The organism is Halococcus sediminicola, assembly GCF_000755245.1.
Classification (GTDB): Archaea; Halobacteriota; Halobacteria; order Halobacteriales; family Halococcaceae; genus Halococcus; species Halococcus sediminicola.
Window position 1 is genome coordinate 275,238 of the sequence record NZ_BBMP01000007.1, and the last position, 20,057, is coordinate 295,294.

20 protein-coding genes are annotated in these 20,057 nt (G+C 65.7%); 7 read left to right on the forward strand and 13 right to left on the reverse strand.

All coding sequences use genetic code 11. The features are described from left to right. Positions 1-5 precede the first annotated feature (5 nt). On the reverse strand, positions 6-665 hold the full coding sequence (locus ACP97_RS05610) for a glycerophosphodiester phosphodiesterase (protein WP_049996979.1): 660 nt from the start codon (positions 663-665) through the stop codon (positions 6-8). A gap of 74 nt (positions 666-739) precedes the next feature. Here ACP97_RS05610 and ACP97_RS05615 point away from each other — a divergent pair, with 74 nt between their 5' ends. The 3 genes from ACP97_RS05615 to ACP97_RS05625 are packed head-to-tail and all read left to right on the forward strand — an operon-like array spanning position 740 to position 5,798. Continuing rightward, positions 740-1,723 carry an NADPH:quinone reductase gene (locus ACP97_RS05615; protein WP_049996851.1) on the forward strand — a complete coding sequence of 328 codons (984 nt, stop codon included), beginning with the start codon at positions 740-742 and terminating at the stop codon, positions 1,721-1,723. Positions 1,724-1,780: 57 nt separating this feature from the next. Further along, positions 1,781-2,746, forward strand: coding sequence for an AEC family transporter (locus ACP97_RS05620; protein ID WP_049996852.1), 966 nt, complete (start codon positions 1,781-1,783; stop codon positions 2,744-2,746). Between the two features lie 55 nt (positions 2,747-2,801). Next, positions 2,802-5,798, forward strand: a complete 2,997-nt coding sequence (locus tag ACP97_RS05625; protein ID WP_049996853.1) for an FAD-binding and (Fe-S)-binding domain-containing protein — start codon at positions 2,802-2,804, stop codon at positions 5,796-5,798. A gap of 1 nt (position 5,799) precedes the next feature. On the opposite strand, the gene ACP97_RS05630 is transcribed toward ACP97_RS05625, so the two are convergent. From ACP97_RS05630 to ACP97_RS05645, 4 genes are all read right to left on the reverse strand, one after another. Further along, the gene (locus ACP97_RS05630) at positions 5,800-6,030 is read right to left on the reverse strand and encodes a hypothetical protein (RefSeq protein ID WP_049996854.1); all 231 of its coding nucleotides are present in this window, start codon (positions 6,028-6,030) and stop codon (positions 5,800-5,802) included. 89 nt (positions 6,031-6,119) lie between these two features. Next, complete coding sequence (meaB, locus tag ACP97_RS05635) at positions 6,120-7,169, reverse strand: methylmalonyl Co-A mutase-associated GTPase MeaB (protein WP_049996855.1); 1,050 nt, start codon at positions 7,167-7,169, stop codon at positions 6,120-6,122. Further along, positions 7,166-7,585, reverse strand: a complete 420-nt coding sequence (locus ACP97_RS05640) for a cobalamin B12-binding domain-containing protein (protein WP_049996856.1) — start codon at positions 7,583-7,585, stop codon at positions 7,166-7,168. The genes meaB and ACP97_RS05640 overlap by 4 nt, the downstream gene beginning before the upstream one ends. 61 nt (positions 7,586-7,646) lie before the next feature. Then, positions 7,647-8,102: a hypothetical protein gene (locus tag ACP97_RS05645; RefSeq protein WP_049996857.1), complete on the reverse strand. Its 456-nt coding sequence runs from the start codon at positions 8,100-8,102 to the stop codon at positions 7,647-7,649. A 93-nt stretch (positions 8,103-8,195) separates the two neighbouring features. Here ACP97_RS05645 and ACP97_RS05650 point away from each other — a divergent pair, with 93 nt between their 5' ends. Beyond that, positions 8,196-8,804 (forward strand): DUF420 domain-containing protein, encoded by a 609-nt coding sequence (locus ACP97_RS05650; RefSeq protein WP_049996858.1) that lies wholly within the window; start codon positions 8,196-8,198, stop codon positions 8,802-8,804. Between the two features lie 12 nt (positions 8,805-8,816). On the opposite strand, the gene ACP97_RS05655 is transcribed toward ACP97_RS05650, so the two are convergent. The 5 genes from ACP97_RS05655 to ACP97_RS05675 all read right to left on the reverse strand — a co-directional run bounded on the left by ACP97_RS05655 (position 8,817) and on the right by ACP97_RS05675 (position 13,639). After that, entirely contained in the window at positions 8,817-10,142 is a 1,326-nt protein-coding gene (locus ACP97_RS05655) for an FAD-dependent monooxygenase (protein ID WP_049996859.1), read from the reverse strand. 37 nt (positions 10,143-10,179) lie between these two features. After that, positions 10,180-10,926 (reverse strand): ABC transporter permease, encoded by a 747-nt coding sequence (locus tag ACP97_RS05660; protein ID WP_049996860.1) that lies wholly within the window; start codon positions 10,924-10,926, stop codon positions 10,180-10,182. Further along, positions 10,923-11,870, reverse strand: coding sequence for an ABC transporter ATP-binding protein (locus tag ACP97_RS05665; RefSeq protein ID WP_049996861.1), 948 nt, complete (start codon positions 11,868-11,870; stop codon positions 10,923-10,925). The genes ACP97_RS05660 and ACP97_RS05665 overlap by 4 nt, the downstream gene beginning before the upstream one ends. Before the next feature lie 69 nt (positions 11,871-11,939). After that, entirely contained in the window at positions 11,940-12,170 is a 231-nt protein-coding gene (locus ACP97_RS05670) for a SelT/SelW/SelH family protein (RefSeq protein WP_049996862.1), read from the reverse strand. Between the two features lie 62 nt (positions 12,171-12,232). After that, positions 12,233-13,639, reverse strand: coding sequence for a heme o synthase (locus ACP97_RS05675; RefSeq protein WP_049996863.1), 1,407 nt, complete (start codon positions 13,637-13,639; stop codon positions 12,233-12,235). Positions 13,640-13,751: 112 nt separating this feature from the next. On the opposite strand from ACP97_RS05675, the gene coxB reads away from it, so the two are divergent. Then, positions 13,752-14,597 (forward strand): cytochrome c oxidase subunit II, encoded by an 846-nt coding sequence (gene coxB, locus ACP97_RS05680; RefSeq protein WP_049996864.1) that lies wholly within the window; start codon positions 13,752-13,754, stop codon positions 14,595-14,597. Here coxB and radB read toward each other — a convergent pair. Further along, complete coding sequence (gene radB / locus ACP97_RS05685; protein ID WP_049996865.1) at positions 14,594-15,289, reverse strand: DNA repair and recombination protein RadB; 696 nt, start codon at positions 15,287-15,289, stop codon at positions 14,594-14,596. The genes coxB and radB overlap by 4 nt on opposite strands. A 78-nt stretch (positions 15,290-15,367) precedes the next feature. On the opposite strand from radB, the gene ACP97_RS05690 reads away from it, so the two are divergent. Then, positions 15,368-16,102 carry a hypothetical protein gene (locus ACP97_RS05690; RefSeq protein WP_049996866.1) on the forward strand — a complete coding sequence of 245 codons (735 nt, stop codon included), beginning with the start codon at positions 15,368-15,370 and terminating at the stop codon, positions 16,100-16,102. A gap of 43 nt (positions 16,103-16,145) precedes the next feature. Here ACP97_RS05690 and ACP97_RS05695 read toward each other — a convergent pair whose 3' ends face one another. After that, positions 16,146-16,358, reverse strand: a complete 213-nt coding sequence (locus ACP97_RS05695) for a hypothetical protein (protein ID WP_154019958.1) — start codon at positions 16,356-16,358, stop codon at positions 16,146-16,148. 46 nt (positions 16,359-16,404) lie between these two features. Then, the gene (larC, locus tag ACP97_RS05700; protein WP_049996868.1) at positions 16,405-17,691 is read right to left on the reverse strand and encodes a nickel pincer cofactor biosynthesis protein LarC; all 1,287 of its coding nucleotides are present in this window, start codon (positions 17,689-17,691) and stop codon (positions 16,405-16,407) included. Positions 17,692-17,803: 112 nt separating this feature from the next. Between larC and ACP97_RS05705 the strand changes: the two genes are divergently transcribed. Further along, positions 17,804-20,029 (forward strand): CDC48 family AAA ATPase, encoded by a 2,226-nt coding sequence (locus ACP97_RS05705; protein WP_049996869.1) that lies wholly within the window; start codon positions 17,804-17,806, stop codon positions 20,027-20,029. The last annotated feature ends 28 nt before the right edge of the window (positions 20,030-20,057 follow it).

A 20,057-nucleotide genomic window follows, 5' to 3' on the forward strand; every position in this document is an offset into this window, starting at 1 on the left:
AGCACTCAGCACACGTCCGGCGAGTCGGCGATGACCCCGTCGACGCCCGCGCGTTCGAGAGCGCGGGTCGCAATCGAGCTGTCGATGGTCCAGACGTTCACTTTCATGTCGGCGTCGTGGGCGCGTTCGATGGCGTCGGTCAGCAGCCAGTGGCCCCAGTGGACGTGAATATACTCGCAGTCGAGCGCGAGCGCGTTATCGAAGTCCTCGTCGGCGTTCAGCCCGAAGAGGTAGGCCAGTTCCACCGTGGGGTCGTCGGTTTCGAGGTCGTCGAGCGCTTCCCCGTCGAAGGAAGAAACGACGACCTCGTTTTCTACTGTGGAGGCAGCGGCGACCGCCTCGTTGGCGATGTCGCGCTCTTTGAGTTCGAGGTTGATGCCCGTATGCGCGGGAATCGCGTCGGCGGCCGCTTCGAGGGCGGGAACCCCGGTGCCCGTCTCCAGCACGTCGAGGTCTTCGAGCTGTGCGAGCGGAAGGTCGTCGACGCGTCCCGAACCATCGGTGTCCCTGTCGACAACCTCGTCGTGGAAGACGACGAGTTCGCCCGAGCCGCATCGGCGGACGTCGAGTTCTATCATGTCGGCGTCGGCGACCGCGTTCTCGATGGCGACGAGCGTGTTCGCGGGGTAGCGGTCGGCGAAGCCGCGGTGGGCGATGAGCCGCATCGCGGGCATTTGGCGTTCGACGACCAAAGCCTGCTCGGCGGGAGCTTTTTCTCGCCGGTCGGTCATGGAGGGACATGCGCGCCGTCAGATTCCACGACCACGGCGGTCCCGAGGTGCTCACTGTTGACGAAATCGACGAGCCGACCCCCGGCGCTCGTGCGGTGCTCGTCGGGATTCACGCCGCCGGCGTCAATCCCGTGGACACCTACTTCCGAGAAGGAGCCTACGAGCCATTCGAACTGCCGATGACTCCGGGGATCGATTTCGCCGGCGAAGTGCGCGAGACCGGCGACGAAGTCGAAGGCTTCGCGCCCGGCGACCGCGTCTACGGAACCGGCATCGGCCGCAATCATCACGGCGGCTACGCCGAGTGCGCGACCGTCCCGACCGACCGACTCGTTTCGCTGCCCGACGGCGTGGACACCACGATGGCGGGCGCGGCGGGCGTCGTCGGCGTGACGGCGTGGCGCGCGCTCGTCGACCACGCGGGCCTCGAACCCGGCGAGACCTGCCTCGTCCACGGTGGTTCCGGGGGAGTTGGCCACGTCGCGGTCCAGCTCGCCGCCGCGGCCGGCGCACAGGTGTTGACCACCGCCAGCCCGGACTACCACGACCGACTCGCCGAACTCGGAGCGGATGCGGTCTTCGATTACTCCCGAGAAGATCTCGCGGAGGCAGTCGAGGAGAGGGCCAGCGGGGTCGGCGGAACCGACGGTGTGGACGTGATTCTTGACCACCGCCTCGACGACTACCTCCAGTTCGACGCCGAGGTGGCCGCGACCGGCGCACGGGTGGTCGGTATCGGCGAAAGCGACCCGGCGGTCGGTTTGGAAAACGACGGCGTCGCCCGCAGCAAGGACGTCAACTACCAGTTCATGAGTATGTTCAACACGCCGGATTTCAGGGTTCCGCTCGCCCGACTGGCTCGGCTCGTGAGCGCTGGCGACCTCACCATCGACGTCGCCCACGAGTACGAACTGGCGGATGCGGGCGAGGCCCAGCGCGTGGTCTTAGAGGAGAGTTTCCTCGGCAAACTCGTGCTCGTTCCCGAGGAGTGACTCGGCCCCCGAATCGCGTCTCGGAACGTTCGTAATCCGGTGTAGAGTAGGCCGGGTATGTCGCTGCTCTCGGTCTTCGCCACGGCCATCCTCCCTATCGTCACCATCGCGGCGGTCGGCTTCGTGCTCGGACGGTTGCGAGAGATCGACGTCGAGCCGCTCAATACCGTCACCGTCTACGTGCTCGTACCGGCGCTGGTCTTTCACAGCCTCACGACGACCGCCGTCGGCGGCGCGACACTGGTAAAGGTGCTCGTCGGCGTCGTCGCGTTCATCCTCCTGATGGCGGGGATCGCCGAGGGCGTCGGGCGCGCACTCGGCGAGAGCGAGCCGATACAGAGCGCGCTCGTGTTGGTGAGCGCCTTCTCGAACTCGGGCAACTACGGGATTCCCCTCTCGGAGTTCGCCTTCGGCGCGACCGGGCGGGCGACCGCGGTCCTGTATCTCGTGGGCCAGAGCGTCGTCATCTATACTATCGGGGTGTATCTCGCCTCGCGGGCCGGCGGCGCGCGCGGTTTGGGCGCAGTGAAGAAAGTATTCAAACTCCCACTGGTCTATGCGGTCGTGCTCGCGCTCCTCGTGCGCGCGCTCGGTCTCGTCCCGCCGGCCGACGGCGCGGCGATGACGACCATCCAGCTCGTCGGCGACGCCTCGATTCCGCTGATGCTGATCTTGGTGGGAATTCAACTGGCGAACGCGAACTACGGGGCGGCGCTCTCCCGTGTGGGCTCGGCGAACGTGCTCAAACTGCTGGTCGCGCCGGTGGTCGGTCTCGCCATCGCGGCCGTCCTCGACTTCGGAAATACGACTGTGGCGCGCGTGTTCGTCCTCGAATGTGCGACGCCGGCGGCGATCACGTCGCTCATCCTGCTCATCGAGTTCAGCGGCGAGCGCTCCCCTGAGGGCGTCAGCGGTCCGGAGTACGTCAGCGCGGCCGTTCTCACGACGACGCTCGTGAGCGTTCCGGTACTGACGCTGGTGATCGTCGCGCTCGAAACGGACCTCGTGACGTCGTTGCTGTAATCGAGGTGATACCCGTTATCATAGCCCTTAACATCGTTACCCACGCAGAACGGGTATGGCCGTCGACGACGAATTCTACGACCCACCGTCCCTCCAGACTTCGGCCGACGCGCTCGGCCACGACCACGACGACGTCGCCGAGTACCGCGCGCTCGCCGACGATCTGCGAGAGAGAGTCCGCGGCGAGGTGCGCTTCGACGAGTACTCCCAGATCCTCTACGCGACCGACGGCAGCATCTACGGCGCGAAGCCTGCGGGCGTGGTCTGTCCGCGCGACACCGAGGACGTCAGTGCGACGATGCGGGTCGCCGCCGACCACGACGTGTCCGTGCTCCCGCGCGGCACCGGTTCGTCGCTGGCCGGGCAGGCTGTCGGGCCGGGCTGTGTCGTGCTCGATACGACCCGCCACATGGACTCGATCCTCGACGTCGATGCCGACGGGAAGACTGTGACCGTCCAGCCCGGCGTCGTCCAGGACCACCTCGACGACCATCTCGACCAGTGGGGGCTGAAGTTCGCGCCCGACCCAGCCTCCTCGAATCGGGCGACGATCGGCGGCGGTATCGGGAACAATAGTACAGGAGCGCACTCGGTGCGCTACGGCATCACCGACGCCTACACCGAGGAGTTGCGGGTCGTGCTCGCCGACGGCTCGCTGATCCACACTCACCCCGTAGTCTTGGATAGTCCCGAGTGGGATGGCCTAGTCGACAAGGACGACCGCGAGGCCGAACTCTATCGCACGGTGCGGGGACTGGTCGAGGAGAACGAAGAAGAGATCGACGAGCGCTACCCCACCCTGAAACGATCGGTGTCGGGCTACAACCTCCACAAGGTCGTCTACGAGAACGAGGCCGGTGAGGAGGTCATCAACCTCTCGAAACTGTTCGTCGGCGCGGAGGGGACCCTGGGGACGATCGTCGAGGCGACGGTCGAACTCGTCACGAAACCCGACGAGACGGCGCTCGCGCTCTACTGTTTCGAGGGATTGGGCGACGCGATGGAAGCCGTCCCCGAGGCGCTCGAGTTCGACGTGAGTGCCGTCGAGCTGATGGACGACGAGGTATTCAGACTAGCGAGCGAATCGACCGAGTTCGCCCAGTACGCAGAACCCATTCCCGAAGGAACCGCGGCGGCGCTGATGCTCGAATACGACTCCGAACTCCGAGACGACTTCGAGGACGCGATCGGCGAGACGAACGCCCACTTCGTCGAGGAAGGGAGCGCCTTCGACGTGCTGGAGGCTTACACCGAAGAGGACCAGCTGAAACTCTGGAAACTCCGGAAGGCTGCGATTCCGCTCCTGATGAGTCTGGAAGGTGATCCGAAACCGTACCCGTTCATCGAGGACGCGACAGTGCCACCCGAAGAACTCGCCGAATATGTGGGTGAGTTCGAGGAGGTTCTCGAAAACCACGACACATCGGCGGCCTACTTCGCTCACGCAGGTTCGGGCACGCTGCACATCCGTCCGATCCTGAACCTCAAGGACGGCGAGGGGATCGAGAAAATGCACTCGATCTCCGAGGACGTCACGTCGTTGGTTCTGGAGCACAACGGCTCCTTTTCGGGCGAGCACGGCGACGGCCTCGCACGCACGGAATTCAACCCGAAGATGTACGGCGAGGCGATCTGGAGCGCCTTTCAGGAACTCAAACTCGCCGCCGATCCCGACCGACGCATGAACCCCGGGAAGGTGGTCTACTGGGAAGATGAGCCGGCCGATATGCGCGAGAACCTCCGATACGGTCCGGAATACTCCTCGCTCGAACCGCAGACCGAGATGGACTTCGAGCGCGAGGGCGGCTTCTCGCACGCCATCGAGCTCTGTAACGGCTGCGGCACCTGTCGACAGGCCGACTCGAACACGATGTGTCCGACCTACCGCGCCTCGAAGGAGGAGATCCAGACGACGCGCGGGCGGGCGAACATGCTCCGGGCGGGGATCTCCGGCGAACTCTCCGAGGAGGAGATGTTCTCCGAACGGTTCCAAGAGGAGGTGCTCGACCTCTGTGTGGGCTGCAAGGGCTGCAAGAGCGACTGTCCCACCGGCGTCGACATGGCGAAGATCAAGACGGAGGTCAAACACGAGTACCACGAGCGCGAGGGGGCGGGCCTCCGCGAGCGCCTCTTCGCCAACGTCGACAGTCTGGCCGCGCTCGGCAGTCGGTTCGCGCCGCTGTCGAACTGGGGGACGAAACTGCCGGGCGCGCGAACCGCGATGGAACGAGTCGCCGGCATCGCTGCCGAACGCGAACTCCCACACTTCGAGCGCGAGAGCTTGGAGGAGTGGTTCGCCGCCCGTGGCGGCTCCAAAGTCTCGCTCGCCGACGCCGCCGAGAAGGCCCTGCTCTTTCCCGACACCTACACGAACTACAGCAACACCACGCCGGGGAAGGCTGCCGTGTTGACCCTCGAAGCAGCGGGCGTCCACGTCGAGATCCCCGACGAGGTGGTGTCGAGCGGTCGGCCAGCCTACTCGAAGGGCTTTCTCGACGAGGCTCGCGGGCGCGCGGAGACGAACGTCGCGGCGCTCGACCCCTACGTTCGTGACGGCTGGTCGGTCGTCTTCACCGAACCCTCGGACGCCGTGATGTTCCAAGACGAGTATCTCGACCTCCTCCCGGAAGACGTCGCAACCGAGCGCGTCTCCGGCAACGCCTACGGTGTACTCGAATATATCGACGTGATGCGACTCGATGACGAGATCGAGTTCACGGAACAGGAGACGTCACTGAGCTACCACGGCCACTGCAACCAGAAGGCGCTCAACAAGGACCATCACGCGGTCGGCGTTCTCAGACGGGCTGGCTACGCCGTGGACCCGCTCGATTCGGGCTGCTGTGGGATGGCCGGTTCCTTTGGCTACGAGGAAGAACACTACGACCTCTCACAAGCCATCGGGGACATCCTCTTCGAACAGGTCGAGGGGAGCAACGCCGCCGAGGTGGTCGCTCCTGGAACTTCCTGTCGCACCCAACTCGGCGACCGCAAGGGTGAAAGCGCGCCGCGCCATCCGATCGAGAAGGTCGCGCTGGCGATCGCGCGCTGACTCACTCGCCGCCCGACTCACCGAACAGCTGGCCGAGCGTCCGCAGCAGGTCCACGACCGATTCGAGGATCGCGTCGATGCGCTCGATGAGGTCCTGTACCCCTTCGAGTTGGAGCACGACCGCCGCGCCGCCCGACAGTTCGATGGAGAGGGCTGCTGCGTCCGGGATACCGAACACGACCGCGGCAACGCCGACGACCAACAGTCCGACCGCTACGGGAAGTGGTTTCATGGGGCGACGATATCTCGTGCTCACGTATACCGGTTGTGGTGATACATCGTGCGCCACGGTATCCACCCGCTCGCCTCGAATCGTTCGGTTCAGGAATCGCGCTGCTGGCGGGCACACTCGGTAATGGGGTCGAGAACACTATCCGCGATCTCGTAGGGGTCGGTCTCGCCGGCCGTGACGCCCGCGACGAGTTCCTCGATGCCGCCGCGGGCGGCGATCTCTTCGGTGAGGAGGTCGGCGGTGTCCTCGCGCAGGAGGGTACGGATCTCCTCGGCGTAGCGGGCGCGCGCCTTCGCGTCGAGTTCGCCCGTCGCTTCGAGGTGTGTCCGATGGTCGTCGAGCGCGTCGACGTACTCTTCGACGCCCTCGCCGTGCGTGGCGACCGCCTCGACGATCGGCGGCATCCAGCCGTTTTCGGCCTCCGTGCGCTGGAGCGCGACCGCCTCGGCCGAGTCGGCGTGATGGCCCGCATGGTGGCCGGTCGAAGAGTGCCCGTCGTCGTCCCCACGCAGTTGGAGCATCTCCTGTAACTCCTGAACAGTCCTATCGGCACCGTCAAGGTCAGCCTTGTTCACGACGAACACGTCGGCGATTTCGAGGATGCCGGCCTTGAGCATCTGCACGTCGTCGCCGCTGCCGGGTTGGACCAATACGGTCACCGTGTCGGCGGTTTTCACGATGTCGATCTCGTTTTGCCCTGCACCGACGGTCTCGACGATGATGCGGTCCTTGCCGAAGGCATCGAGCGCCTTCACGGCGTCGGCGGTGGCGATGGAGACGCCCCCGAGGCTTCCGCGCGCGCTCATCGACCGGAAGAAGACGTCCATATCGCCGACGTTGGAGGCCATCCGGATGCGATCGCCGAGCACCGCACCACCAGTAAAGGGCGAGGAGGGGTCGATAGCGATGACGCCCACGGTCAGCCCCTGATCGCGGTAGTGCTCGGCGACCTTGTCCACGAGCGTGGATTTTCCCGCACCCGGACTGCCGGTGATGCCGATGACCTCGGCGTTGCCGGTGTGGTCGTAGAGCGCGGAGACCAATTCGCGGTGGTCCGGCGAGCGGTTTTCGATCTTCGTGATCGCCCGCGCCAGCGCGCGGTGGTCGCCGTCGAGCAGGCGGTCGAGCAGCTCGCTCATTCGCGCTCGGGGGTGTTCTCGCGGACGAACTCGATGGTATCGGCCATCGATGCGCCGGGGCCGAAGATGGCCGACACACCGTTGTTCAGGAGGTCGTCTTTGTCCTTGTCGGGGACGATGCCGCCGACCAACACGAGCGTGTCGTCGAGCGCGTCGTACTCGTCGAGTCCCTCCAGGATCTTCGGCACGAGCGTGTTGTGCGCCCCCGAGAGGATGGAAATCCCGAGGACGTCGACGTCCTCCTGGACGGTGGCCTGCACCACTTCGTCGGGCGAGCGATGCAACCCGGAGTAGACGACCTCGAAACCCGCATCGCGGAAGGCGCGCGCGATGACGTGCGCACCGCGGTCGTGGCCGTCGAGTCCGACCTTGGCGACGAGACACCGGATGGGCCGCTGTGTCTGTTCTGCGCTCATGGACCTCCGTTCTTTCGCCGCCGATTTGGGTCTATCGGTGCGAGCGGTGTACAGTCCGCCGTCAGTATCCGTGCGGTCCGAGCTGTCGACGTTCGTGCTGGACCGCTTCGAAGACCATCCAGAATCCGACCAACCCGGCGAGAAGCGGCGCGAACGTGCCCGGATACGCCCAGTCGATGGCTCGTCGGGCGTCGAACGAATAGTACGTCTCCCCGCGCGAGACGAACTTCGGGAGGTCCCGCGTGTCGTCCTCGAAGTCGTAGCTCTGCCCGTCGATGGCGCTATCGACGATGCGTTTCGTTCCGGGGTCGAGTTGGCGGTAGGGCGTGGTTTCGGTCTCCTGTTGGAAGGAGAGATCCTCGATTTGACCCTTGTAGCTGTAGTGATAGTCGAAATCCGCCATGCCAAGCCAGAGCGGAGCGCTCGCGAGCAGCACGCAGATGCCGAGCGCCATGAGGCCGAAGCGAAGCGTCGAGTACCGTTCGAGCAGCGCGCTGTGGAGCAGCGAGCGAACCATGCTTTCAGTACCGATAGAGGTGATATATAACTTGTCACGGTATCGGATGGACGAACCAGAAGAGGCATACTTCGAGCGGACCGAGTGGTGAAAATGGCAACAGCCAGCACGCACGGCCCGGTCAAGGAGCACCCACTCGCGGCGACCGCCGTGCTCTCGGTCGTCGGCTACGTGCTCGTCCTCGGGACGTTCGCCGGCATCGTCGACGTCTTTCCACCGATCGGCAACGATACGGTCATCCTGTTTTCGGACGCCATCGCGGTCGTCAACAGTTTCGCGCTGACGGCGCTGCTCGTCGGCTTTTTCTTCATCCGTCGGGGGGACGTGCGCCGCCACCGCGCAGCGATGCTCAGCGCCTTTTCGCTCATTCTCCTGTTTCTCGTGCTCTACCTCTGGAAAGTAGGTGGGGGCTTCGAGAAGGAGATCGTCATCGAGCAGGGCCAGTTCCTCGCGGCGTATGCGGGTCTCATCAGACCGCTCTATCTCGCCATGCTCGCGATCCACATCCTGCTGTCGGCGGTCGCGGTCCCCGTCGTCATCTATCCGGTCGTGCTCGGACTCACCCACACGCCCGCCGAACTCAAGGAGACTGCCCACGCCCGCATCGGCCGTATCGCGGTCGCCTCGTGGTCACTGAGCCTCTTTTTGGGTGTCGTGACCTATTTCCTCCTGAATCATCTCTACGGCTGGGTGCCACGATAGCATCCCCCACAGTCACCGCCGACCGCCGGGCCGCTCCCGGAACCGGGTCGTGTCCACGCGAACGGGATCGGGGCCGAACAGCGCCCTCGTGAGAAGCCGTCGCCCGAACGGGAGCCGGGCTATCGGTACGTGCGCAGGAATCGCGAACGGCGCTTTCAGGAGCGGCCGTTTGACCGGTTCCGGGAGGCTATCGCTGCGGCGGACCAGCCACGAGAGCCCGCGCTCGGCCAGTCGCTGACTTTTCAGTACTCGCTCGACCGCCGGACGGCGGCGCTCCTCGTACCCTCGCAGCGTCGCCGCTGGAAGCGTTCCCGCGCCACGTTCGAGCGCAGTCGTCACTGTCGTGTGGGCGACGACGGCGTCCTGTATCGCCAGCACGTTGCCCTGTGCGCCGATCGGCGAGGCGACGTGGGCCGCATCGCCGATGAGTAACAATCCGTCGCGCACCCACTTCCCGCTCAGTCCCGGCTCGATGTGGAGCAGCGAACACGCGTCGAAACTCGGCAAGGAGTCGGGAAACGCCGGCGCGAGGCTCGGGTCGACCGCGACGAGTCGCTCGCGGAACGCCTCGATACCGCGCTCTCTGAGTTCCGGATAGGTCCCCTTCTCGATGAACCACCCCAACTGGATCTCACCGCCGCCGACGCCGAAGTACAGCAGCAGCCCGTGCTCGTTGAGTCGGGACTGAGCCGCGCTGTGGGCGACCGTCTCCGGGAGTTTGAACCAGAGGAGTTCGAGGTCCGATTCGAGGAGTCCGGGGTCGATGTCGGCGGCCGCCCGCACCGTCGAGAACCGCCCGTCCGCGCCGACGACCAGCCGACTCCGGACGGCGAGTTCGTCGCCGGTTTCGTGGTCGAGCGCCCGGACGCCGACGATTCGTCCATCCTCGTCGCGGAGGTCACGGACCGGCGTGTGCAGTCGGTACGTGAAGGTCTCGAACTCGCTGGCCGCCTCGATAATGGTTTCGAGCAGCGGCGGTTGCTCCATCAGCAGCGCGAAGTCGTAGGGACCGGACAGGTCGTCGAAATCGAACACCTCGTAGGGCTTGTCATAGACGTGGACCACGCCCCGACGAACCTCCTCGTGGTCGAGTGCGAGCACCCGCTCCAGAAGTCCCATCTCGTCGAACAGCCGGAGGGCGTCCGGCTGGAAGCCAAAGCCACGAAACTCCCGGTCGAGGTCGGCGTGGCGCTCCAGCAAGAGGACCTCGACGCCGCTGCGGGCGAGCAGGTAGCTCAACACCGTGCCGCCGGGTCCCGCGCCGACGACGACCACCTCGGTGTCGATGTCGTGTGTCGTTTCTGTCGTCCTCCCGATGACACCCTCTCGGGCTGGCATGCTGTCCCGGAGGACGCCGGCGGACTCAACGCTTGCGCTAGTCGGTCCGCGGCAGGGCGTACGCCCCGAGTGCGAAGAAGACGATCGCGAGCACGCAGAGCACTACCAGATCGGACTGCCAGCCACCGCCGCCGGTCGTCACCGCGCGCACGCCGCGGGCGAAGTACGTCAGCGGCGAGAGGTTCATCACTGGCTGAAACCACTCGGGGAGCAGATCGGGCGGGACGAACGTATCGGACAGAAACAGGAGCGGGAGCGCCAGCGAGTTGCTCGCGGCGATGACCCCATCCTGAGAGTCGGCGAGGCTGCCGAGGAGCGCGCCCACGCCACAGAAGAGCGCGACCGTGACGAAGACGAACGGGATCACCACTCCCGAGAGTACCACGTTCGCACCCGTGAGGAGGACGACCAGCCCGAGGATGAGCAGGCTCGCCAGCCCGATGATGAGCACGTTCACGAGTGTCTGGGCGAGCAGCCACTCCGGGCGGGTGAGCGGCGTCGTGGCGAGTTTCTCGAAGCGATTGCCCTCGCGGTGGCGCGCGACCGTGCTGCCGACGCGCGAGAGCGGCGTGAAGAGCACGACGACAGCCAGATAGCCGGGCACGTAGTACGCCGGCGGCTCGGTAAAGAGTCCGCCGCCGGTCGGTCGCGTGCCGACCAGCACGCCGAAGATGAGGATGAGGATCACCGGGAAGAAGAAGGTGAAGAAGACGGCCGTCCGCCGGCGCAGGAACGAGCGCCACGCCGCGCTAGTGGCCGCGCCGACCCGTCCGGTCGCCGTCACTGCACCGCCCCCGCTTCCCGTCCCCTGCTCGCCAGCGACCGCTCTCCGTCGGATCGGTTGCGCGAGCCATCACTATCGGTGACGGCGAGATAGACGTCTTCGAGATCGGGTTGTCGCCACGCGAGTTCCCCATAGGATATACCGTTCCGTTCGAGCGCCTCGACGACCGCACCGATGTCGGTCGCCGAAACGTCCTCGACGACGATTCCCGTGGGCCGGGATTCAACGCGATGGCCGACGTCGAGCGCTGTCGCGTCGGCGTCGGTCTCGATTTCGAGGCGCGGCCGGCCGCCGTACTCGGCGACGAGGTCGCCGGGCGTCCCGACGGCGGCCAGTCCGCCGTCGGCGAGCAGTCCTACCCTGTCGGCGAGCCGTTCGGCTTCGGCCATGTAGTGCGTGGTCAGAAGAATCGTGGTGCCGCCGGCCGCAAGGCCCTCCAGAAGTTCCCAGAGCGCGCGCCGGCCGGCCGGGTCGATTCCGGTGGTGGGTTCGTCGAGCACCAGCAAGTCGGGGTCGTTGACGAGCGTCGCGCCGACGCAGGTCCGGCGCTGCTGCCCCCCGGAGAGGTCCTCGTAGCGCGTGGCGGCGCTCTCGGTCAAACCTACGTCGTCGAGGACCCCGTCGACATCGCGCGGGTCGTCGTACAGACCGGCGTAGTAGGCGAGCAGTTCGCGCGCGCTCAGCCGTGCCGGCGGGGCAAAGGATTGGGGGAGCACGCCGAGGCGTGATTTGCCGACCGCGCTCGGAGCCTCTCCGAACACCGATACCGAGCCAGCGACCGTGGTGGTGCCGGTCAGCGCACGGACGAGCGTCGTCTTGCCCGCGCCATTTGGACCGACCAGCGCGAACACCTCGCCGGCACCCACCGACAGCGAGACGCCATCGAGCGCCACCGTCTCGCCGTACTCCCGGCGAACGTCATCGGCGACGAGTACCGCATCCATGTCGAACGGGAGAGTCGCGCCCGTTCTAAGGGGTTCGATTCGACCATCGACTGCGAGTGTGTCGTGTGCTCACAACCGACTACGGATTTCTCGGGCGATACCGTCCACGTCGTACTCGTCGTCGGCCTTGTCGAAGACCGTCTCGCCGTCGACACGGACTTCGAGAACACCGTGATCGCCGGTCACGAGCGCCACACGGTCGAGTTCGGCCCCGAAGTTCGTGAGCAGCGCGTGCTGGATGTCCTCGGCGCGTTCGAGGAAGCCACAGGGAACACAGTATTCGATTTCGACGGTCGCCATGAATCGTGTTACCTCTCAACCGATTTACGCCTATCGCCCGTTCGAGCGGGTCGAGAACGGATTCAGACGAGGATGGCGTCGACGACGATGGCGAACAACAACGCGCCGAGATAGGCGTTCGAGGCGTGGAACGCCCGGAAGGCGGCCGCTTCGCTCTTTTCGCGGTGGAGTCTGACGACCATCCAGAGAAAGAGTGCGCCGAAGGCGACCGTCGCGCCGGCGTAGAGCCAGCCGAGCGATGTGACCGCCGTGAGAACGCTCGCACCCAGTAGTGTGGCCGCGAGATACCAGACGATGTGTCGGCGAGTGACGCGCTCGCCGCGGACCACGGGCATCATCGGGAAGCCGCCGCGGGCGTAGTCGTCCTTGTACGCGAGCGCGAGGTTGTAGAAGTGCGCGGGCGTCCAGAGGAAGATGACACCGGCGAGTGCGAGTGCCGGAACGCCGATTTTTCCTGTCACGCCGACCCAGCCGATCAATGCGGGAAGCGCACCGGCAACACCGCCGAGAACGGTGTTTTGCACCGTGTTCGGTTTGAGTACGAGCGTGTAGATCACACTATAGAAGAGGATGGCACAGAGACCGAGCGCCGCCGCCAGTAGGTTCACCGAGAGGAACAGCGCCAAGGAGGCGGCCGCGAGCAGGACGCCGAAGGTCAGCGCGTTCGAGACACCGACTCGGTCGGTTGCGAGCGGGCGGTCGCTCGTCCGCTGCATCTTCCGATCCTTTTTGCGTTCGAGCACGTGGTTGAAGGTGCCGCTCGCACCGATGGCGAGCACGCCGCCGCCGAGCACTCTGACGACGACCCCGGCGTCGAGGGCCGGCCCCGCGGCGAGCGCCATCCCGGCGGCCGCCACCAGACAGAGCAGCCACATCAGCCGCGGCTTCATCAGCGTGAAATACGCCGACCCGACCGCTCGCGCGCGGGCGAGCGGGCCGGACGGCTCCGGTGTCGGGGTTTCATCGGTGTCGGTCGACGCGGCCGGCGTGGTCGCGGTCGGCTCGTCGAGAGTCGTCGATACCGAGTCGTCGGCATCGAGTTCGAGCGTCCACGCGAGTGCGAGGACGAGTCCGACGAAAATCGCCATCCCGGAGAGCAGGTGGAGCGTCGAGATCCACTCCATCCCGGCGGTCGCGGCGAGTGCGCCCATCCCGATCTGGACGGGATAGAGAACGAACGGAACCAATAGGATGGTCTTCGCGCGCCGCGGTGCGGACGAGCGCCACGCGGCGACGAGCGCGGCGAGCACGACAACTCCCACGAGAACGGCGGCGAGGCGGTGGCCCCACGCGATGAGTACGCGCGGGTCGGTGAAGTCGGTGCCACAGAGCGGCCACGTCGAGCAGGCGCGCGTCGCCTCGGTCAGCGCCGTGGTCGCGCCGACGACGATGAGGAGATAGACGCCGATGGCCGCGGCCGCGAGCAGCGTCGTCACCCGTCTGCGTTCGGAAACTGTATCGGCTGTCACGGTGTGGTAACTCGGTTTCGATCTTCGCAACCGTCGTACTTAGGCCCCCCGCTTTCGGCCATCGGCGGGGGAGTCAGCAGGTATTTATGCACCACTGCCGAAGCGCCGCCAGATGAACAAAACGCGTCTCGGGCGGTACGCCCTGCTGGCGGTCGGGCTCGTATTCGTCGCGACGGAGCCGGTGTTGGCACAGTCGGTCAACGCGGATCTCATCTACGAACTGAACGCGAAACTGCTGTACGTCGCCATCCCGATAACGCTCCTCGTCCAGGTCATTCTGGTCTACACGGTCTGGCGATTCAGGAACAACGACGACCCGCAGCCGACCCGCGAGAACCGCCGCCTCGAGATCACGTGGACGCTCGCGACCGCCATCATCCTGCTGTTCGTCGGCATCGCCTCCTATACGGTGCTCGGCAACCCCGCCATCGCGCTGACACCCGATGCCGGCCCGAGCGCCGAACCACAGGCCCAACAAGGGATACAGCCGGCGGTCACCCACCCGAACCGGTCGGGAGCGACCGCCCCCGAGACGCAGAAAGCCATCCAGATCGAGATCGACGCCTACCAGTGGGGGTGGGAGTTCATCTATCCGAAGGCGGGCGTCAACTCCTCGTCGGAGCTCGTGATACCGGCGAACAAACCCGTCTATCTCCACATCACCTCGCGTGACGTCATCCACGCGGTCCACGTCCCGACGCTCGGTCTCAAGCAGGACGCCATCCCCGGCCAGTACAACACCATCAAAACCAACGCCACGAAACCCGGCAGCTACCAGCTCTACTGCGCGGAGTTCTGTGGCTCCGGTCACTCGAAGATGCTCGCCAACATGACCGTCATGCCCCAGGGCGAGTACCAGTCGTGGCTCGACGAGCAGAAATCGGGCGGCTCGAATTCGAGTGCAAGCGGGTCGGCGAACAGTTCCGCGATAGCGCCCGTCGCCGCGAATCCGGCTTAAACTTCCTCGTCGACGTTTTCGAGACCACTATCCGTGATCGTGAACCGACAGGTTTCCCCGGCGGCTTTCGAACCGTGTTTTTCGAGCGTCGCACGACGATTGCCCGCCCGGAACCGTTCGAACCGAAGGATGACGCTCGTGAGATGCGAGAGCGTGTGGCCGCCGAGCGCCCGCGCCCGGCCCGACTCGCTGTCGGGGTCGGTGAACACCTGATTCGTGAGGAGTACCGCGAGATCGTGTTTGCGCGCCAGAGCGAGCAGATGCGTGACCTGCCGACCGATCTGTCGGAGCGCCTCGCCCTCGTCGCGGGCCGTCCGTTCGAGTCGATAAAAGCCGGTCGCGCTGTCGAGGACGACAAGGGAAGCGCGCTCGGCGAGGTCTGCAGCGTCGCGAACAGCCTCCTCCTGCTCGTCGAAATCGAGCGCCTCGGCGACGACGATGCGCGAGGTGAGGTCCTCGATGTCGCCATCGCGCGCCCGGGCGAGTTGCTCGAGGCGCGCCACGGAGAGGCCCTCGGTGTCGATGTAGTAACTCGACTCGCCGGCGGCCGCGGTTTCGACGGCCGCCGAAAGTGCAAGATTCGTCTTGCCGGCCGCGGGCGGGCCGTAGACCTGTGTGACGGCTCCCCGCGGGAGACCACCGCCGAGGAGGTCGTCGAGGGCCACGCAGCCGGTCGGAATCGGTTCGGTCATGACGGCGATTTACCCCCACGGGACAAAAACCGTCCCGTCCGGGTGAGGGTTTAGGCAGCTGTGGGTCGGAGGGCAACCGTGATCGTCGTCGCCACCGCCGATTTCGAACTCTATCACGGTCTCGTCACCGAACTCCGCGAGCGCGGCGTCGAGTTCACGACCGTGGAACCCGGCGACGCCCTCCCCGAGCGGACGCGCGTCCTCGTGGTCGGCGACGGCGACCCCACACCCGACGAAGACGTCGAAATCGTCCATGCCGACCCCGAGAACCCCCGGCAAGCGGCCGATACCGCACTCTCGTCGTTGCGCGACGGTGGCCAAACGGTCGTCGGCGTCGACCCCGGCGAACGACCGGGTATCGCGGTGCTGTCGGGCGAGGTCGTGGTCGCGGCCTTTCACGTGCCGCTCGCCGATGCCGCGAGTGTCATCGCCGAGGAGATCGCCGACGCTGCCGACCCGATCGTGCGGGTCGGCGACGGTGCGCGGCTCAAGGGAGCTGCACTCATCGACGATCTCGATGTTCCGGTCGAGTTGGTCGACGAGACCGCCACGACGCCCTCACTCGGCACCGGTGCGCGCGGGATGGGTGACGTGCTCGCCGCCGTCAACATCGCCCGGCGTTCGGGCGAGCGGGTCCGCGAGCGCACCATCGAACCCACCGTCGGCGAACTCGACGTCATCAAGGCGCGCTCGCGCGAGCAATCTGAGACCAACCGGGAGATCGACGAGGCGCTCGCCCGTCGGGTCGCGGCCGGCGAGTTGACCATCGAGGAAGCGCTCACGGAGCATCGGACCCGTGCTAACGGTGAATAGCGAGCCGAGCAGCACGGAGAATAACTCGAATAGCAGCAGCGGTTCAGGGGGAGCCGTCACAGCGTTTCAGGAAACTACGTCCGACCCGAACGGCGACGTCGAGAGCCGAGATCGCTCCGAGCACGACGAGCAGATAGATCAGCCACCAGCCCGCAACAGCCGCCGCGTGCGATTCGGTCGTCACCGCGATGCCGACATCGACGAGAAGAACCGCTACTGCGACCACAACTAATTTGACCGACAGTGGGATGTTCATACCCTATATTTTAACTAATACATACTATGTCTTCTGCCAACAGTGCTCAACGGGTGCGAACTGCGTTCTCGGCCCAGCGCACGACTTCCCGCACAGGGAGATCCGTTTCGGCGGCGACCGCGCTCGCGTCGTCGTATTCGGCGCTCACGTCGTAAACTTCACCACCCGAATCGCTGGCGATTTTCACCGCGACCTCGTATGCCTCGCCCACGATTTCGACCGTTGCGGTCTCGAACTCCCGATCGGCCACCCAGCGGTGGCGCGCACCCGTCTCGCGCACGCCGAGAGTCCCGGTCTCGACGGCGAGTTTGCGGGCCACTCGTTCGGCATCCTCGGGTTTGACGACGACCTTCACGAGATGGCCGGGACGCGATTTCTTCATCGTCGTCGGCAGTATCGAGACGTCGCGCGCGCCGGCGTCTTTGAGAGTTTCGTGCAGTCCGCCGAGCACCTCGGGCGTGGCGTCGTCGAGGTTCGTTTCGAGCACGCGAATCCCCTCCCGCGCGAGACCCCCAGTATCGGAGCCGACCAGCGCGCGGAGCACGTTCGGCTGGTCGGGAAAATCGTGGTCGCCAGCGCCGTAGCCGGATTCTTCGACGTCGAGTGTTGGCAATCGCTCGGCCCCCTTGGCGAAACGAGCGAGGATCGCCGCACCCGTCGGCGTGAGCAGCTCGCTCTCGACCGGCCCGCCGCGAAGCGACCAGTCGGCACGGGTCGCGATTTCGACCACGGCCGGAGCCGGCACGGGATAGGTGCCGTGGCTCATCGCGACCGCGCCGCCGCCGGTCGCAAGCGGCGTCGTCACGACGCGCTCGACGGCGAGCGAATCGAGCAAGAGCGCCGCGCCCACCACGTCCGCGATGGCGTCGTCGGCACCCACCTCGTGGAAGTGGGTCGATTCGAGGTCGGTCCCGTGGACCGCTGCCTCGCTTTCCCCGAGAATCTCGAAAATCGCCGTCGCGTCGCGCTCAACTCTCTCGGAAAGGCCCATCGAGTCGACGACCTCGATGACCTCCGCGTAGGTTCGGGACTTGCCGGCTCCCTCGGCATGGCGGTGGTCGTCGTGGGGATGGTCGTGCGTGTGCTCGTGGTCGGCGTGGTCGTGTCCGTGCGACGACTCGCCATCGCTTGTCTCGCCGTCTTCATCGTCGAGAAGGACGTCGATCGTCGTCGCCTCGATGCCGTTCTTCGTCGTCGTGTCGATGGCGTATCGGACGTCGAGTGCCTCCTCGACCGGCGTCAGTACCTCGGGGTTCGCGCCGACGGCGAGCAGCGTGCTACAGAGCATGTCGCCGCTCGCGCCCATCCGTCCGTCGAAGGCCAGCGTTCGCATAGCGGGGATGGGGGTCGGTGGAGCGAAAAGCCGTCCGGTCGCTACGATGGCTCGGAAAGACAGGCAAAAGGCATAACCCCGTTAACGACGGACCCTCGGGTAGCAGCCAGCCATGAACGAAGTCCAACTGGAGGTGGCGAAGGCCTACCCGAACGACTCGGGCCGCGGCATCGCCCGCCTCGACCCGGATACCCTGTTGCATCTCAAGCTCTCGCCGGGCGACATCATCGAAATCGAGGGTGGCGACCGCACCGCCGCAAAGGTCTGGCGCGCCGACAGACAGGACTGGAACACTGATACTGTTCGCATCGACGGGTTCACCCGCCAGAACGCGGACGTAGGCATCGGCGAGCGCGTCGAGATTCGGAAAGCGGAACCCGAAACGGCCGACAGGCTCGTGCTCGCCCCGCCCGAGGAAGCCTCCGTCCAGTTCGGCAGCGACGCGGCCGGCATGGTCAAACGCCAGATTCTGAAACGGCCGGTGGTCGAACGCGACATCGTGCCCGTGATGAGCTCGACCAACCATCCGTTCATGCGCTCGCCGGGACAGGCCATCCCGCTCATCGCCGTCGACACCGAACCCGACGGCGTGGCGCTCATCACCGAGGACACCGACGTCGAACTCCGCGAGGAGCCTATCTCGGGCTTCGAGAAGACCGGCGGAGGCATCACCTACGAGGACATCGGCGGCCTGCAGGGCGAGATCCAGCGCGTTCGCGAGATGGTCGAACTGCCGATGAAACACCCCCAGATCTTCCAGAAACTGGGCATCGAACCGCCTCAGGGGGTGCTCCTGCACGGCCCGCCCGGTACGGGCAAGACCCTGCTGGCGAAGGCCGTCGCCAACGAGACCAGTGCCAGTTTCTTCTCGATTGCGGGCCCCGAAATCATCTCGAAATATTACGGGGAGAGCGAACAGCAACTCAGGGAGATATTCGAGGACGCCACCGAGGAATCGCCGGCCATCATCTTCATCGACGAACTCGACTCGATCGCACCCAAACGCGAGGACGTAACGGGCGAAGTCGAACGGCGCGTGGTCGCCCAGCTACTGACGATGATGGACGGGCTGGAGAGTCGCGGCCAGGTCATCGTCATCGGCGCGACCAACCGCGTCGATTCGGTCGATCCCGCGCTACGCCGACCGGGCCGCTTCGACCGCGAGATCGAGATCGGTGTGCCAGACGAGCGCGGTCGAGAAGAGATCCTCCAGATCCACACCCGGGGCATGCCGCTGTCGGACGACGTGAACCTCTCGCATCTGGCCGACGAGACCCACGGGTTCGTGGGAGCCGACATCGAGAGCCTCACGAAGGAATCGGCGATGAAGGCACTCCGGAGGTATCTCCCAGAGATCGATCTCGACGAGGAGGACGTACCACCCAGTCTCATCGACCGGATGATCATCAAGCGTGACGATTTCGACGGCGCGCTCAACGAGGTGGATCCGAGCGCGATGCGCGAGGTACTCGTCGAACTCCCGAAGATCACGTGGGACGACGTGGGCGGGCTCGACGACGCGAAGGGCGAGATCAAAGAATCCGTCGAGTGGCCGCTGTCGAGTCCCGAGCGCTTCTCGCGACTCGGCATCGAGCCGCCGGCAGGAGTGCTGCTCTACGGACCGCCCGGCACGGGCAAGACGCTGATGGCGAAGGCCGTGGCCAACGAGACCAACGCCAACTTCATCTCGGTGCGCGGGCCGCAGCTGCTCTCGAAGTGGGTCGGCGAATCGGAGAAGGCGATCCGCCAGACGTTCAAGAAGGCCCGGCAGGTTTCACCCACAGTCATTTTCTTCGACGAACTCGACAGCCTCGCCCCGAGCCGCGGTGGCGACGTGGGGTCGAACGTCTCCGAGCGCGTCGTGAACCAGCTCCTCACCGAGCTCGACGGGCTGGAGGACATGAAGAACGTGATGGTCATCGCCGCGACCAACCGTCCGGACATGATCGACCCGGCGCTCATCAGGTCGGGAAGATTCGACCGACTCGTGATGGTCGGCCAGCCGAGCATCGAGGGCCGCGAGCGCATCCTCTCGATCCACACCGACGACACGCCGCTGGCGGCCGACGTGAGCCTGCGCGAGATGGCCGAGATCACCGACGGCTACGTCGGATCGGATCTCGAATCCATCGCTCGCGAGGCCGCGATTCAGGCGCTCCGTGACGACCCCGAGGCGGACATCGTCGAGATGCGCCACTTCCGGGCCGCGCTCGAGACCGTCCGTCCGACGATCACCGAGGACATCCTCGACTACTACGACCGGATGGCCGAGGAGTTCAAGGGCGGCGCGGCCGACCCCGCCCGCGGCCGCAGCGGCGGGCGCATCGGGTTCCAATAGTACCTTTTTACTTCGTCGGGTTCGCGCT